The following is a 14237-nucleotide window of genomic DNA, read 5'->3' on the forward strand; positions in this document are numbered from 1 at the left end:
CAAGCAGTCTTTCGCCTTCTTATCTCGCCCAAAGTTTATCAAGAGTATGTTGTTATTGCGTTTCTGAGTGTGAACAGTAATAGGGTCGAATCAATTCTTTGGGAAAGAGCGCTTTTTATAAAGCCTCGGTTTAATAAGCGCCTATCTCTATAAATGCATGTTCGATCTTGAGCAGATGCCGTTCTATCTTCCGATCGTGATTTGGCTTCGCAGCGACAGCGAAGTGTAATCCAGCGGCATCGCCAGTATCTCGTTTTGTTTTTTAGATTTGTCTCGGAAGCGCAAAGTAAACTGCGTATACTTCTTTCTATTAATCGATAGGATGGCTAGAGCTTTCCTATGAAAAGATCGTTCTGTGAAATTAATATGGCGTTGGGTGCGTTTCTATCGGCTTGTTACAAGCTTGCACTTTTCGCCATAACCGCTCTCAGGCCACTAACCAAAACAGCAAGGATTCGTTTTCTTGGTGCACATACATTTAGTCATATGCCGATAAAATATACGATGGACCACCGACTACTAAAATCGGGTATCTCATGAAAACGCCTAAACGACTGCAGCCTCTCGTCGAAGATGGCTTGATTGATGAAGTCATAAGCCGCCTAATGAGCGGGAAAGAAGCGGATATATTTGTCGTGCGTTGTCGCGAGACCATTCGTTGCGCAAAAGTCTACAAAGATGCGATGAAGCGCAGCTTCAAAAAGGCCGCGCAATATCAAGAAGGGCGGAAAGCGCGGAGTGGCCGCCAAGCGCGGGCCATGCAAAAAAGATCCAACTATGGTCGTCAAGAGCAGGAAAAGGTTTGGCAAAATGCCGAGGTTGACGCGCTGTCTCGTTTAGCCCGAGCTTCGGTGCGTGTTCCTGAAACGTTTGGTTGTGTAGACGGCGTATTGTTAATGGAGCTGATTACAGACGAAGAGGGTAATGTCGCACCAAGACTTGGCGATGTGCTGATGTCTGAAGAGCAAGCCATTGAAGATTACGCGCTAATGATTCACTACATTAAGCTCATGCTTTGCGAGGGAATTGTGCACGGCGATTTATCCGAGTTTAACGTACTCGTTGATGAAAGTGGCCCTGTCATTATCGACTTACCCCAAGCTGTTAATGCCGCCGCTAACAATAGCGCACAAGAGATGTTCACGCGCGACGTAAATAATATGCGTCGTTATTATGGTGAATTTGCCCCTGCCTTATTACAAACGCAATACGCTAAAGAGATATGGGCGCTGTATGAAGAGGGGGATTTAACACCTCAATCAATTCTCACTGGCGAGTTTGATGATGATGGCGACAGCGCTGATGTAGGGGCTGTACTAGACGAAATCAACGCAGTGATGCAAGAAGAACGGGAACGACAAGAGCGTATCCGGGAATCTGAAAGAGAGAATACCTAGCGTCTAATATAGAAAAGAGCCGTTTCAAAATTTTAAAGCCTAAGATGGATGAGTCTCGGTCTCAGCGTTAGCGCTTTTTACTTCCGCCAGTCTTTCGCGATGTATTTTTAGGCTTTGAATTTGGCCGTCCACTGCTGGTGCGCGGTTTTTGGCCTTGCTTCTGGCCTTGCTTCGGGCTTTGCTTAGAGTCTGATTTTCCTCCAGATTTTTTGTCAGTGCGCCTATCTGAACGTCCGCCCGCTTTACCCTTGGTTTTGCTGTCGGAGCGGCCAGCGCGCTCACCGGGCTTGCCCGATGATCTACCACCAGCCTTCGTTCTTCCTGATGCGTTTTGCTTACCGCCCGACGCCACGCCACTTTTATTCCGCTTTGTACCTTGGGCGTTTCTTGCCGGTTTTCGTGTTGGAGAGGTTGATGATCTACCTGCGCCGGTCTGGCCTTCTGATGACGAGTCTTGGATAGCGTCATTCATGAGCTTTAGCTCTTTTTGCGTCAGGTCACGCCACTCACCGACCGGTAAGCCTTTTAAATCAACATGCATGATCCGCACGCGATTGAGTTGTTGGACTTGGTAACCGAAATGCTCGCACATACGACGAATTTGTCGGTTTAAACCTTGAACCAAGGTAATACGAAATGCATGCGTGCCTTCTTTCTCGACCTTACATTTTTTGGTCATTGTGCCGAGTATCGGTACGCCAGAGGCCATGCCCTGAATAAATTTATCGGTAATAGGGCGGTCAACGGTAACGATGTATTCTTTTTCGTGGTTATTCCCCGCACGCAGTATTTTGTTTACCAAGTCGCCGTTGTTGGTTAGGAAGATAAGACCCTGCGAATCTTTGTCCAAGCGACCGATCGGAAAAATACGGGCGCCGTGGCGAACAAAGTCGACGATGTTGGCGCGCTCGGAGCTCTCAGTTGTACTCACAATGCCGACAGGCTTATTCAGGGCGATAAAAATCAGGTCTTCGGCATCACGCGGTTCAATCGATTGGCCATTGACTTTTACCGTGTCTCCCGCAGCGACTTTGTCGCCCATTTGTGCACGCCTACCGTTAATAAAAACGTTACCTTGCTCGATAAAACGATCGGCCTCTCGGCGTGAACATATGCCGCTTTCACTGATGTATTTGTTTAATCGAGTTGTGGCTTTGTTAAACATGGTGCTCCACGTAGGTTAAAAGCTGAAGCGCTCACTCATTGCGCTACCAAGAGATCGAAAGAGCGCATAGTGTAGCAGGAGTTCGCGCTTGATCTCGACTAAGTCGTGACTATTGTAAGGGTTCTTTTTGCGTCGATATTCACGCTCCTTTTTTGGTAAGGCGTAATCGGGTGAATAAGTGGATATAGGTTAGGTCGTGATTATTCGCTCTATCGAAATGGTGTTTTCCCAAATATACCGGGCCGACTAATTCACTAGGCATAAACCTCTATGGCGAACGCGAACGAGCAGTTAGTTAATCAGTTTTATCAGGCTTTTCAAAAACGTGATGGCGGTGCTATGGCCGCTTGCTATCATCCTGATGCCGCCTTTGAAGATGAAGTGTTTTGCTTGCAAGGCGAAGATGTTGGCCTGATGTGGAAGATGCTCTGCGCTCAGGCAAAAGAATTCCGCTTAGAATTTTCTGAGGTGCACTGTGATGAGCTAAAGGGCAGTGCCCACTGGGAGCCGCGGTATCGTTTCTCGATGACGAATAGAGATGTGCACAACATCGTTGATGCGACGTTTGAGTTTAAAGATGGTCTGATTTACCGCCACCGTGATCGGTTTGATTTTTGGCGTTGGAGCAAGCAGGCTCTCGGTGTGCCTGGGCAGTTGATGGGGTGGTCGAGCTTACTGCGAAACAAAGTGAGAAAGACAGCTAGCAGAAACTTACAACGTTATAAACGCTCGATCTGAAGCAGAGCGCTCTGGCGGAGAAAGTCATGTAGGAAGCAGAAGAAAAGGGGACGCAAGCTTTGTTGCGTCCCCTTTTCTTCTGCATATTTCTATGCGTTTTTATAGTTGATAACGAATGCCGATTGCCGCTTCGATATCAAAATCTGTGTCGTCATGGATTTCCAAATCAGGAATGAGCGCGCCAAATGCTTGCCATTTTGGGGCAAAGTCGAGCTCTAAGCCTACTGGCATACGCGCACCAAAGTCGCCGTCCCAGTCCGCATAGCCACCCGCTGAAATATAAAGGGTTAAAGGACCGCTTGCCTCGAGGTTTTTGCTATAGATGCGATAGTCGATTGCAGCGCCATCATCACCCGCGAATAGATCAAACTTGTCTACTTGCGCCGTAACACCCAATCCTAAGTCGAAGGCTGCACCGAGTTTCACACGGCTCGTTTCGGCCAATGCCATTGTCGGAGTCTGAAGCGCGGCAACAAAAGCCGCAGTTGCGAAGAGTTTTTTGCTGTTCATTGTGTACCTGTTTAATGGTTTAGCGAGCAATCAGAGTATTCATCGTTAACAGACGAAAAAGTGACTAATCAGTAAAGCGCGCGCGTTTTAAAAAATGCGCGAGCGAGAAGAAGCGGGGAGTCTATGGATTATTGAGCCTTAGTGCAAAGCAAGAGGAGCGTGTTAAGAGAGGTGGATCTCCTTTTCGGTTAGTAACCTACTTTCGCCTTCATGCAATGTCGGGTCGAGCGAAATGCTTCCGATAGCATACCGATGCAGCGCGTTCACGGGATTTCTAAAACGGCCAAACATGCGTTTTATTTGATGGTATCGGCCTTCAACAAGCGTGAGTTCGGCGACGCAGGGCTCGATGATCGTTAGCTTAACCGGTTCGGTGTAGATATCCTCATACGAAAAGTACATGCCTTCGGCAAATGCTTGAATATAGTCCTCTGAGATGGGATTCTCGACGCGAACGCGGTAACGCTTAGCCACTTTATGTTGAGGATCGGTGAGCCTTCGCGACCAACGGCTGTCGTTGGTGAGTAACAGTAGCCCGGAAGAGTTAAGATCTAGACGCCCGGCGATATGTAGCTCCGCTCGAAATGCATAATCCAGTAAATCAACAACGGTACGGTGTGCATCATCCTTGGTTGCGCTCACTACGCCGGTGGGCTTGTTGAGCATCACGTAATAAGGGGTGTTGCTTTGTAGTGTTTGTCCGTCGAGTACGATGTGGGAAAAGTGATCAATGATGTGCGTTGCGTCGGTTGTGACATTACCGTCCACTTGAACCCGTCGTTGAGCGAGTAGACGTCGAATGTCGTGCTTGTTGAGATTTGCATGACTTCGGAGGAAGCGGTCTAGGCGTGAGCGAGATTGTTGCATGATTCTACTTGCCGTTCTCTTCGCGCTGCCACTGAATCTTTGGGTATGATCCCAACGCGTAGGACGCACGATAGCAGGCGCCCGACACCAATGGTTCAAGCTCAACACATCGGCTTGGTAGGGTAAGAGACGATTCGTAATCGTTTAATCTATGTTCTGCGAATACCGAGATGCGGGTAAAAAGCAGAGGCTGATAGTCGCCTAAGTTTTCTAGATCTGGGATGGTCACTGTACTCAGAGCCAGCTCGTTGGATATTGTCTGCTTGGGGTGATCGTTGAAAGTACCTTGCCTGTGATGCGTCAACGCACACACGCTAGAAGCAGAAAGTTGCATTAGCTTGCTGATTGGCTGCCTTTTACCCTCACTGATCAATTCCAACTCATTTAGTGTTTGACCTGCTTTGCACGCCGCGTGTTCTTCATCAAGATGCGCGAGACACAGCTCAATATTGATCTCTTCAGGTATGAAAATGCCATTTGTTGCAAGTTGTGGAGCTAGGTTTGCCGTCACAGCGAGCTGAGGTTCCTGTTCGAGTGCTTTTTGCATGGTTTCGACGATAACGAGATCGAGCAAAACAGGATGCTGATATGTGCATGCATCTGCTTGAACGAGTTCTATTCGATACTCTGATAGCCCGAGTGAGGATATTAGTGTTGCTACACTGTCGAGCGAACTCTGGTGAATATCTATTAGGTGAATATGTAATTCACTTGGATCGAACAGGTGTAAAACCGGCAAGAGCAGGGTGGCAAAAGGGCCACAGCCTGCATACAACACCTCCGTTTCACTAGCTGCATCAGCGCGTGTTCTTAGGCACTTTAGAGCGCCATACACACCGCGAATAAACGCCACGCTGCGTTGATAATCCTTGATGCAATAGGCCGCTGCGTTTGGATTGATCGCGACGCCTTGGCTTAAAAAGGTATCGTCCGACCATGCTGTGTAGGTCGGATCAGGCTCAAGGTTTGATATCTTGCTGCAAATCTGTGCAAATTGATCGAGTGCACCGTGCAACTGTTTTCTCGAGCTGTTGGGGTCTAGGACAGTCTTGGAAATTTCGTTTAGGGTCATGGTTTTCGTTAAGCCTGTACTTCTTTATAAACTGCCTATGTTTCCCAAAGGGCTATGTTTCCCAAAGGCCTATGTTTCCCAAAGTCCTATGTTTATACGGAGCCTATGTTTTTAAAAGGCCTAGCTCTGTATAGTCCTGCCTTGACCTACACGAGCGCACCCGAATGCAGCCACAAGCCGATCCGTTTATTGTACCCCCCTGTTGTGAAGAGATTGAAATCCTATTTCAAGACGAACATCTTTTGTTGATCAACAAACCGAGCAAGCTGCTTAGTCTTTCTGGTAAACATCCCGCAAACATCGACTCAGTGCATTATCGTTTGGTGAAAGAGTTTCCTACGGCTACCTTGCTGCATCGGCTCGATTTTGGCACATCTGGCATTATGGTGGTCGCCTTAAACAAACAGATTAATGCGCAAATAGGAAAGCAGTTCCAAGCGCGTACTGTTGAAAAACGCTACGTCGCACTCTTACATGGTCACGTTTCTGAGGCGGAGGGCGTGATTGACTACCCCATTGCGAAAGACCCACCTAACTTTCCATTGCAAAAAATCTGTCAGAGTGATGGTAAGCCGGCACAAACGCGTTTCAAGGTGCTTGAATACGCAGAAAACGTGTTTGCGACCCGAGTGCTGTTTTGCCCTGTAACCGGCCGTACCCACCAACTGAGAATACACAGCCAGCAGATAGGCCATCCCATTCTTGGCTGCGACTTATACGCTTCGGACGAAGCGTTTCACATGGCCGATAGATTGATGTTGCATGCGTCTGAGATCTGCTTTGATCACCCTATATCGAAACAGCGCCTTCGTGTTGAATGTCCTTGTCCGTTCTAAGCGCTGCGTCGCATAGCGAGTGCCGGGGAAATATAAATACACATACAATTAACTGGTTGATTTTTAATCGTGTTCTCAAGCGAATGTACTACACTGGATGTAACTAATTAGGCTTTCGCGATGCGCTTTCGACATGAATACTTCCAAGTACAGTACGTATAGTAAGACAGCACGTTTTTCTCTGCTCATACCAACGATTGTTTTTCTGCTTTCTGCCTGCAGTAACTCAGAATCAAACAAAACCTTTGAGTGGAAGCTGCAATCGCAAGCGGTTGAGTCGAGTGTCGACTATCAACAGCTAATTGTGATGGCCGACAAGGTAAGAGTAATGTCGGGCGGACGGCTCGATATTACGGCTTACCCCGGAGGCGCAAAGAGCTTGGCTAGCGGCCCGGATATTTTTAATGCAGTGCGCCAAGGTACTGTGCAAATGGGTAACGGATGGCCGAATTGGTGGTCAGCACAAGATCCTGCTTGGGCCGTGATGAATGCTGGCCCCTTTGACTTGATGAATATTGATGCCTCTATGATCTTCTTTTTCGAAGAACAGGGGATCAAACTCGCCAATCAGTTATCTGAGCCAAAAGGCATAGTATGGCGGCCTGCTTGGTGGCCAGGAATGGAGTTTGGACTACTATCCCGCGAGCCGATTTCTGGTCTAGACGATTTAGAGAATAAAAAAGTACGAATTGGGCCCGGATTACCGAGCGAGGTGCTCGCTGAGGCCGCGAGTGCATTCACGATTCCGCTAACTCCTGATGAAATTAGGCCTGCGCTAGAAAGCGGCGAGCTAGACGCTGTGGAGTGGACCACGGCAGGTGGTGCTTGGGAGCTGGGACTCAATGATATCAGCCCTTTTGCTATTGTGCCGGCGATTTGGCAACCCTCTGTAGTCTCCGATTTTCTTATCAACAAAGAGGCGTTTGAGCAGCTTCCCGACGATCTACAAGAAATTCTTGAAACAGCCATTCATTCATACACCTTAACGACGACCCTTAAGTCGAAAAAGAAAGATATCGAAGCCTATGAGAAGTTTTTATCTTCCGACACCAAGATTACTAAATGGAGTAAAGACGATATTGAGCGGTGGCGCGCAGCCTCGAAGAAAATCGATGCCCTGTACAAGTCGCGTAATCAATTCACGCGTGATTTGATTGATCGAAAGCAAGCGTTCAAGAAACGATATGAGGCGTATTACGAGGTGTTTGGCCCCTATGATCAGTAAAAAGATAGCCGCTGTGAACGTGGTCGTTAATCGATGATGTCTATCAAGTCCAACCAGTCTATGAAGTGTGGTTCTCGCCAATGAAAGAGCATTTCTCAGGTCGTTTGGCGATTATTCTCGTTCTCGTGACCATTGTTGTGATGAGCGTTTTCGTTGTAACGCGTTACATATACAGTAGCTTGCATTTTGAAAATGAGATCTCAACTAACGGCAAAGTCATTTCAGCACGTATTGCGGAGCAGGTCAGCCCGTCTATTTGGGAGATATACCAGAGCTCGGTAAACCGGAAGTTTTCGGAAGATGCCGCTGTCGCTATTTTAAACTCTGAAATGAAAGCACGCTACGTCGATGCGATTGTTGTGTATGGTCGGTTTGGTCACACCTATATGGGGAGAACGAAAGACGCTGATGGCAACGTGGTCGCGCTTAACGAGTCTTATCAACAGGCGCTTGATGAGCACAAATATCGCATTGATCATCCCATTAAAAATGGGTCGATGACCATCGGGAAGGTGTCGGTTTACTTTAATAATCAACCTCTGCGAGAGCAGCAGGTCAGCGCACTGAAATTTGATCTCATCCAAACGATGTTCATTTCAATTTTCATCGTTTCGGCGCTGTATATCAGCATACGCAAAGTACTCATCAAGCCTCTAGAGTCTTTAGAAATTGCCAATCGAACGATTAATAGCATTGAGGAAGGGATCGTATATCTGGATAGCGATCATCGTGTGATTGGTGTTAATCCCGCGTTTTGTTTTATGACCGGCTTTGACGAAAACGACGTGAATAACAAACCATGTGATTACTTTGTGATCGAAGACTCTGGTAGTCGCCTCGTTGATGAAGTTGATTCGGCTATTGAGCGACAAACGAAATGGAGTGGCGAAGCGCTCTGCCGAAGAAAAGATGGGACGGCGTTTCCTGTGCACTTAACCGCCTCGCAGGTTTTTAACGAAGTGCAACAGCAACTGTGTCGGGTGTTTGTTTTTCAGGATATTTCGCAACAGAAGGAGTCAGAAGAGCAGCTCAAGAGCCTCGCTTTCTATGACCCGCTAACAAAGCTATACAACCGAAGAAAGTTTGAAGATCTGATCCATGCAGAGGTAAAAGCGGCGAAGCGCGCGGGCAGCATGATGGGCCTTCTATTTATTGATCTGGATGACTTTAAGCATATCAATGACTCGTTGGGCCACTCTTCTGGCGATCGATTATTGATCGAGGTTGCGAAACGATTCCGATCAAGAGTGCGGGATACCGATCACTTATCGCGCCTCGGGGGTGACGAGTTTACTGTTATCGCTCCGCATTTGAAGTGCGCGGAGGATATGGTCCATCTAGCTGAAGATCTCTTAGAGTTAGCGAGCAAGCCGATTACCTTTCAAGGTAAAGAGTTTAAGTTTGGCGCGTCTATCGGTGTCAGTCTCTTCCCAAATGATGGGGAAGAGGTTGAACAACTGATTAAGTATGCGGATGCAGCAATGTATCAAGCAAAAGAAACCGGTAAGTGCAGATACACTTTTTACTCTTCTGAGTTAGATCAGAAGAACCAACACAAACAGCGAATAAGGTCGTTGCTAAGAAGCGCCATTGATAACGATGAGTTCTTTCTTGAATATCAACCGAAGATAAGTTTGTCGGGTGATCAGGAAACGATCGGCGCTGAGGCGTTGATCCGCTGGAAAAACAATGAATTTGGAATGATCCCCCCGGATGAATTTATTCCGGTGGCAGAAGAAAGCGATATTATCATTCAGATAGGTAACTGGGTGATTGAGCAAGCGTTTGCTGTAACCTACGATTTGAATGTTCGTAGACGCGTTAAACCTTTAAAAATGGCGATTAATCTGTCGCCTGTTCAGTTGCACTCAGAGGCCTTATTACCGTTTATTCGACAGCAAGTCGAAAAGCACAGTATTAAAACGGATTGGATTGAGTTTGAGATTACCGAGAGCTCAATCATTTCTGATTTAGATCATTCAATTCAGGCGCTGCAAAAGTTAAGAGATATGGGCTTTAGTATTGCGCTCGACGATTTTGGTACAGGATATTCATCGCTGAATTATTTAACAAAACTACCGATCGAAACGCTTAAAATTGATAAGTCTTTTGTTATGGAGCTCGAGAGCAGTGAGCAGGCCAAGTCGGTGGTAGAGACGATTGTTGCGCTTTCTAACTCACTCGGTCTGGAGTCTGTGGCGGAAGGCATCGAAAGTGAAGAACACCACCTCTTTCTTCAGAGCCTTGGATGCGAGTATGGCCAAGGTTACCATTTCTCCCGTCCGTTAACTTATTTCGACTTTCTTGAGTTTATTGCGCCCAAAGCAGAAGGTAATGTCGTCAAGATGAAGCGCGTTGATCACTAAGCTTTGTTTCGCAGCGTGAGGACTCTAATGTCTTCTTAGTTTGTTTTCGAACTCCTCCTTATCAGCCCAAGCTCTGCGGCTCCGCAAAATTAATCCTCCCTTAAGTGTTTGCCAGCGATTCGAAATGGCCGCTTGGCTGTGTTCTACACGTCAAACCATGGTATGGCTTGATGCGAACGAGCGACGCTAAAAATATAGACAAATGTCGCTATCGATAGGACGAAATAAACGGCTCGGGTGCGTTTGGTTCTTCCTCGTTTTAGCGCCATCGTGCCAAATGCGATATACACCAGTAGTGCGAACAGCTTTGCCGTCAACCATGCGTCTTGAAAAGGATATTGTTGGATAGTGATGGTGAGTGCGACTGCGCTCACCAGCAATACGGTATCGACCATGTGCGGCAAGATACGCACGAGTTTATGCTGCAATAATTGCGAGTCCACGAGCATCCAATAACCTCGCAGAGAAAACGACACGATCGTAAGTAGCGCGCATGTTATGTGGAGATGCTTTAAAGCGAGGTAAGACATAAAGAACGTCCCTGTTTAGTAATTGAGTTAAAAGCCAGTGATGCCCAAAAAAGTCGATCATAGCCTCATTGAGCACATTGTAATTCACCAAGACGACTTATGTTGAATGCGATAGTTAAAGCGATCAATTCTCGCGCCGAACCGTTGCTCTCGATCGCTGTGATCCTTGGGATCGGGTGTGTGCCTCAAGATCTGTGTTTTCTTTGAGATGGGAGCCGTACGCAAACTCCTTTGCTGGCTGAGTAGTTTTGCTCTTTCGCGACAAGAAGTGTCGCAACGGCCATTACTCTACGAGATAAGTACTCACCAATGTGGAGCTGAACCGTGATGACACCTGCTTATAACGTAAATCAAACGCACTATCAGATTGATGGTCTAGCAAACTTTTTTAAGCCCCGTTCAAGTGACTCGTTCGCGTTTAGTTCGCGGGTCAAGCTTAGCCCAAGTGAAGCGCGCTCTATGGCCGATGAGTTCATATCGTCACTACACGTTCTTGATGCAGGTATCAAAGGGTCGATTGACGTTGCTGCAGCAGACATGGCGCGATGCAACAAAGACTCTTCGCGCAAAAAACGTATGCACTATAAGCGCATCAAAGAGCTTATGCAGGAGCAGCTTGGTGCGACGGAAGTCATTGGGCAAAGGGAAGCGACATCGACGGTTTACTACATTGAGCCGAGCGGTGCGTGGAATGACGATGAGGAAGAGGGTGGCGTATTGTATCTGTGTCGTTCGGTGTGCAATCCATCCGATCCAATTAATACGTGGACGTCTGAACGACTCATGGCTTTGAGCGCACATGCAGTCGGTCGCGCGTTTATGCGACGCTGTGCCTGGGCGACGGGCTATGCGGTGACGGCGGAATGTTTGGTTAAGGTGTTGGTCGATGTGTATGCGGGTTTTCAAAGCGCGCCCATGCCCGAGCAAAGTGCGTATCCGCATTTGAGCCATACGAAATGGCTTGTGCAATTTAGTCTGGAAGAAACACAATTTGTGATCGAGTGTGATGAAGCTGAGGTACCACGCATTAGAACTGTGTTTGCAACACGAGAGGGAGCGCCGGAAAGTGGAGAGATTAAAGTGCTGCCCGCTAAACGCCGTTCTAGATTGTTTCACTTGCTTTGATCGGCGTCTTTGATAGTGCTTGAATGTTAACCCGAATGCAGCGGCTACTTGCAAGCCAGAGAGGTTGCGCGCTGCTATCGAGCCCTAACGGACTTCAATATAGTATTTTAGCGCTGCTGCAATGGCTAAGAATACGATCGCCACTATGTCAATTTTGAAGACCTTTGCGATCGCTGCGTTATAGCCTTCTGATATGAGCACGATAACAGCGAAGCCAATCATGCTGACAGCAGCCATAACCATTGCTGCGATTTGGTAGGTGGGGTTAAAGGCTGAGAAAAGTATAAATCCGCCCAAAATACCAAACAGCAATGCGCGATGACGCATGAGGATTTGCAGCTCGATACTTTGTAATGAAATTGCGTATGCGGACTCAAGCTTTGGAGCCGAGATAATGCCAACAACGGGTAGGAAATTAATCAAACCAACAATGACAAGGCAGATCGTCAAAATCTCGGCCATGGCGCATTTCCTGTTTATAGTTGCTTGGAGGACGTTATGTCACCCCAAGTAAAACCGTAACCATAGCACTTGGCGTGTTGCGTAAAAAGGCACGGTTAGCAATACACTGTTGCAGATAAAACAAAGGCGCAAAGTGGATGCTATGCGCCTTGTGATGCGTCTAACCGTCTGACGTGGATTGGGTATTACGCGACTTCGAACAACGCCGCTGCGCCCATGCCACCGCCGACGCACATTGTCACAACAACATAGCGAACGCCACGACGTTTCCCTTCGATTAACGCGTGCATTGCCATGCGAGCGCCGCTCATGCCGTAAGGATGGCCGATAGAGATAGCGCCACCGTTTACGTTCAAACGATCGTGTGGAATCTCAAGTTTGTCACGACAGTAGATAACCTGAACGGCAAATGCTTCGTTTAACTCCCACAAACCGATGTCATCCATTGTGAGATTAAAGCGCTTTAATAGCTTAGGAATTGCGTAGATCGGACCGATGCCCATTTCATCTGGCTCACAACCCGCCACAGCCATGCCGCGGTAAATACCCAAGGCATTCAGATTGCGTTGCTCGGCCAGCTTGCTGTCCATCATCACAACCGCGGCAGCGCCATCAGAGAGTTGGGATGCGTTGCCTCCTGTGATGCAGCCGTTTTCGCGCACGGTGCGCAAGCCAGAAAGACCTTCGAAGTTCGTGCCTGGACGGTTACCTTCATCCTGAACTAGCGTAACGGTTTCTTTGCTGATTTCGCCGGTTTCTTTGTTTTGAACCAGTTTGGTCGTCGTAACAGGAATAATCTCTTGGTCAAATTTGCCGGCTTCCTGCGCTGCGGCAGTGCGCGCTTGTGATTCAACCGCATACTCGTCTTGCGCTTCGCGCGAGATGTTATAGCGCTTGGCAACCACTTCTGCTGTATCGAGCATGGGCATATACAAGGCTGGAGCATGTGCGACCGCGTTTGGGTCGATCATGCGAGTGATGTTCATCTTGTCATTCTGCACCAAAGAGATGGACTCACAACCGCCAGCGATCGTGATTGGCGCGCCATCTACCATGATTTGTTTCGCCGCCGTCGCGATGGACATGACTCCTGAGGCGCACTGACGATCCAGCGTCATACCGGCAACACTAACAGGCAGGCCCGAAGCCATTGCAACAACACGAGCGAAATTGCTGCCTTGCGTACCCTGTTGGAGTGCTGCGCCGAATACGCAGTCGTCGATTTCAGCCGGATCTACACCAGAGCGCTCAACGGCGGCTTTAACAGCGTGCGCAGAAAGGCTCGGTGCCTCTGTGTCATTGAATGCTCCGCGATACGCTTTTCCGATTGGGGTGCGAGCTGCACTTACAATTACTGCTTCTCTCATCTTGGTCACCTTATGCGTTTGCAGCGAGATGTGCTGCGGCCATTTTAAGGAACTTCTCAGTTTGACTTGGACCCGACGCCAATTCTGATTGACGGTCTGTGTCGCAAATCTCTGGCATTTTACTTAATACTGCTTCGCCAGCTTGCTCTTCTGCAGGGATGAATGCACCTTCCGTTTCGAATAGGCGTGTGCTTGCGTAACCGCCAGCGCCTGCACAAAGGATAAGTCGGTTTGGCGCATCTTCATGACACAAAGTGATTAATCCAGCGGTTACGGCTTCAGGTTGAAGCATCGCAAGCAACTGTTCGCTGAGTAGGTCTTCCGTCATACGTGTTGCCGCTGTTGGAGAAAGCGCGTTTACACGGATGTTGTTTTTCGCGCCTTCAAGAACAAGAGTGTTCATGAAACCAAGCACCGCCATTTTCGCAGCGCCGTAGTTGGTTTGGCCAAAGTTGCCATACATACCGGAGGATGATGTGGTCATGACGATACGCCCATAGTTCTGATCCCGCATGATCTGCCACACGGCTTTGGTACAGTTAACGCTGCCCATAAGGTGAACATCCACTACCAGTTG

Annotated in this window: 14 protein-coding genes; 6 read left to right on the plus strand and 8 right to left on the minus strand. The window is 48.0% G+C overall.

Features of this window, described 5'->3' with window-relative positions; translation table 11 throughout:
* The first annotated feature begins 536 nt into the window (after positions 1-536).
* Positions 537-1397 (plus strand): PA4780 family RIO1-like protein kinase, encoded by an 861-nt coding sequence (locus tag A3750_RS21825; RefSeq protein ID WP_068453578.1) that lies wholly within the window; start codon positions 537-539, stop codon positions 1395-1397.
* A gap of 67 nt (positions 1398-1464) precedes the next feature.
* On the opposite strand, the gene rluF is transcribed toward A3750_RS21825, so the two are convergent.
* Positions 1465-2562, minus strand: coding sequence for a 23S rRNA pseudouridine(2604) synthase RluF (gene rluF / locus A3750_RS21830; RefSeq protein ID WP_068453576.1), 1098 nt, complete (start codon positions 2560-2562; stop codon positions 1465-1467).
* 270 nt (positions 2563-2832) lie between these two features.
* On the opposite strand from rluF, the gene A3750_RS21835 reads away from it, so the two are divergent.
* Positions 2833-3300: a nuclear transport factor 2 family protein gene (locus A3750_RS21835; protein WP_068453573.1), complete on the plus strand. Its 468-nt coding sequence runs from the start codon at positions 2833-2835 to the stop codon at positions 3298-3300.
* A 99-nt stretch (positions 3301-3399) separates the two neighbouring features.
* Here the strand turns inward: A3750_RS21835 and A3750_RS21840 are convergent, their stop codons facing one another.
* The 3 genes from A3750_RS21840 to A3750_RS21850 form a co-directional block, all read right to left on the minus strand.
* Positions 3400-3810: a hypothetical protein gene (locus tag A3750_RS21840; protein WP_068453571.1), complete on the minus strand. Its 411-nt coding sequence runs from the start codon at positions 3808-3810 to the stop codon at positions 3400-3402.
* 162 nt (positions 3811-3972) lie between these two features.
* Entirely contained in the window at positions 3973-4677 is a 705-nt protein-coding gene (locus A3750_RS21845; protein ID WP_068453569.1) for a 16S rRNA pseudouridine(516) synthase, read from the minus strand.
* 4 nt (positions 4678-4681) lie between these two features.
* Positions 4682-5749: a hypothetical protein gene (locus tag A3750_RS21850; protein ID WP_068453567.1), complete on the minus strand. Its 1068-nt coding sequence runs from the start codon at positions 5747-5749 to the stop codon at positions 4682-4684.
* Positions 5750-5913: 164 nt separating this feature from the next.
* Between A3750_RS21850 and A3750_RS21855 the strand changes: the two genes are divergently transcribed.
* From A3750_RS21855 to A3750_RS21865, 3 genes are all read left to right on the plus strand, one after another.
* Positions 5914-6585 carry an RluA family pseudouridine synthase gene (locus A3750_RS21855; protein ID WP_068453565.1) on the plus strand — a complete coding sequence of 224 codons (672 nt, stop codon included), beginning with the start codon at positions 5914-5916 and terminating at the stop codon, positions 6583-6585.
* Between the two features lie 133 nt (positions 6586-6718).
* Positions 6719-7810, plus strand: a complete 1092-nt coding sequence (gene dctP, locus A3750_RS21860) for a TRAP transporter substrate-binding protein DctP (RefSeq protein ID WP_068453563.1) — start codon at positions 6719-6721, stop codon at positions 7808-7810.
* An 80-nt stretch (positions 7811-7890) separates the two neighbouring features.
* Positions 7891-10176, plus strand: a complete 2286-nt coding sequence (locus A3750_RS21865; protein ID WP_068464299.1) for a bifunctional diguanylate cyclase/phosphodiesterase — start codon at positions 7891-7893, stop codon at positions 10174-10176.
* 143 nt (positions 10177-10319) lie between these two features.
* Here A3750_RS21865 and A3750_RS21870 read toward each other — a convergent pair whose 3' ends face one another.
* On the minus strand, positions 10320-10706 hold the full coding sequence (locus A3750_RS21870) for a SirB2 family protein (protein ID WP_068456967.1): 387 nt from the start codon (positions 10704-10706) through the stop codon (positions 10320-10322).
* A gap of 324 nt (positions 10707-11030) precedes the next feature.
* On the opposite strand from A3750_RS21870, the gene A3750_RS21875 reads away from it, so the two are divergent.
* Positions 11031-11831: a hypothetical protein gene (locus tag A3750_RS21875; RefSeq protein WP_156492454.1), complete on the plus strand. Its 801-nt coding sequence runs from the start codon at positions 11031-11033 to the stop codon at positions 11829-11831.
* 84 nt (positions 11832-11915) lie between these two features.
* Here the strand turns inward: A3750_RS21875 and A3750_RS21880 are convergent, their stop codons facing one another.
* The 3 genes from A3750_RS21880 to A3750_RS21890 all read right to left on the minus strand — a co-directional run.
* Positions 11916-12293 (minus strand): hypothetical protein, encoded by a 378-nt coding sequence (locus A3750_RS21880; RefSeq protein ID WP_068456960.1) that lies wholly within the window; start codon positions 12291-12293, stop codon positions 11916-11918.
* Between the two features lie 185 nt (positions 12294-12478).
* Positions 12479-13660 (minus strand): acetyl-CoA C-acyltransferase, encoded by a 1182-nt coding sequence (locus A3750_RS21885; RefSeq protein WP_068458405.1) that lies wholly within the window; start codon positions 13658-13660, stop codon positions 12479-12481.
* Between the two features lie 10 nt (positions 13661-13670).
* A partial coding sequence (locus A3750_RS21890) for an SDR family NAD(P)-dependent oxidoreductase (RefSeq protein WP_156498830.1) occupies positions 13671-14237 on the minus strand: 567 nt, incomplete at its 5' end.

The organism is Oleiphilus sp. HI0079, from assembly GCF_001635105.1.

What these genes read in the sequence shown, in the direction of transcription:
- A3750_RS21825 (WP_068453578.1), top strand. Translation starts at nt 537, where the DNA reads ATGAAAACGCCTAAACGACTGCAGCCTCTCGTCGAAGATGGCTTGATT.
- rluF (WP_068453576.1), bottom strand. Translation starts at nt 2,562, where the DNA reads ATGTTTAACAAAGCCACAACTCGATTAAACAAATACATCAGTGAAAGC.
- A3750_RS21835 (WP_068453573.1), top strand. Translation starts at nt 2,833, where the DNA reads ATGGCGAACGCGAACGAGCAGTTAGTTAATCAGTTTTATCAGGCTTTT.
- A3750_RS21840 (WP_068453571.1), bottom strand. Translation starts at nt 3,810, where the DNA reads ATGAACAGCAAAAAACTCTTCGCAACTGCGGCTTTTGTTGCCGCGCTT.
- A3750_RS21845 (WP_068453569.1), bottom strand. Translation starts at nt 4,677, where the DNA reads ATGCAACAATCTCGCTCACGCCTAGACCGCTTCCTCCGAAGTCATGCA.
- A3750_RS21850 (WP_068453567.1), bottom strand. Translation starts at nt 5,749, where the DNA reads ATGACCCTAAACGAAATTTCCAAGACTGTCCTAGACCCCAACAGCTCG.
- A3750_RS21855 (WP_068453565.1), top strand. Translation starts at nt 5,914, where the DNA reads ATGCAGCCACAAGCCGATCCGTTTATTGTACCCCCCTGTTGTGAAGAG.
- dctP (WP_068453563.1), top strand. Translation starts at nt 6,719, where the DNA reads ATGAATACTTCCAAGTACAGTACGTATAGTAAGACAGCACGTTTTTCT.
- A3750_RS21865 (WP_068464299.1), top strand. Translation starts at nt 7,891, where the DNA reads ATGAAAGAGCATTTCTCAGGTCGTTTGGCGATTATTCTCGTTCTCGTG.
- A3750_RS21870 (WP_068456967.1), bottom strand. Translation starts at nt 10,706, where the DNA reads ATGTCTTACCTCGCTTTAAAGCATCTCCACATAACATGCGCGCTACTT.
- A3750_RS21880 (WP_068456960.1), bottom strand. Translation starts at nt 12,293, where the DNA reads ATGGCCGAGATTTTGACGATCTGCCTTGTCATTGTTGGTTTGATTAAT.
- A3750_RS21885 (WP_068458405.1), bottom strand. Translation starts at nt 13,660, where the DNA reads ATGAGAGAAGCAGTAATTGTAAGTGCAGCTCGCACCCCAATCGGAAAA.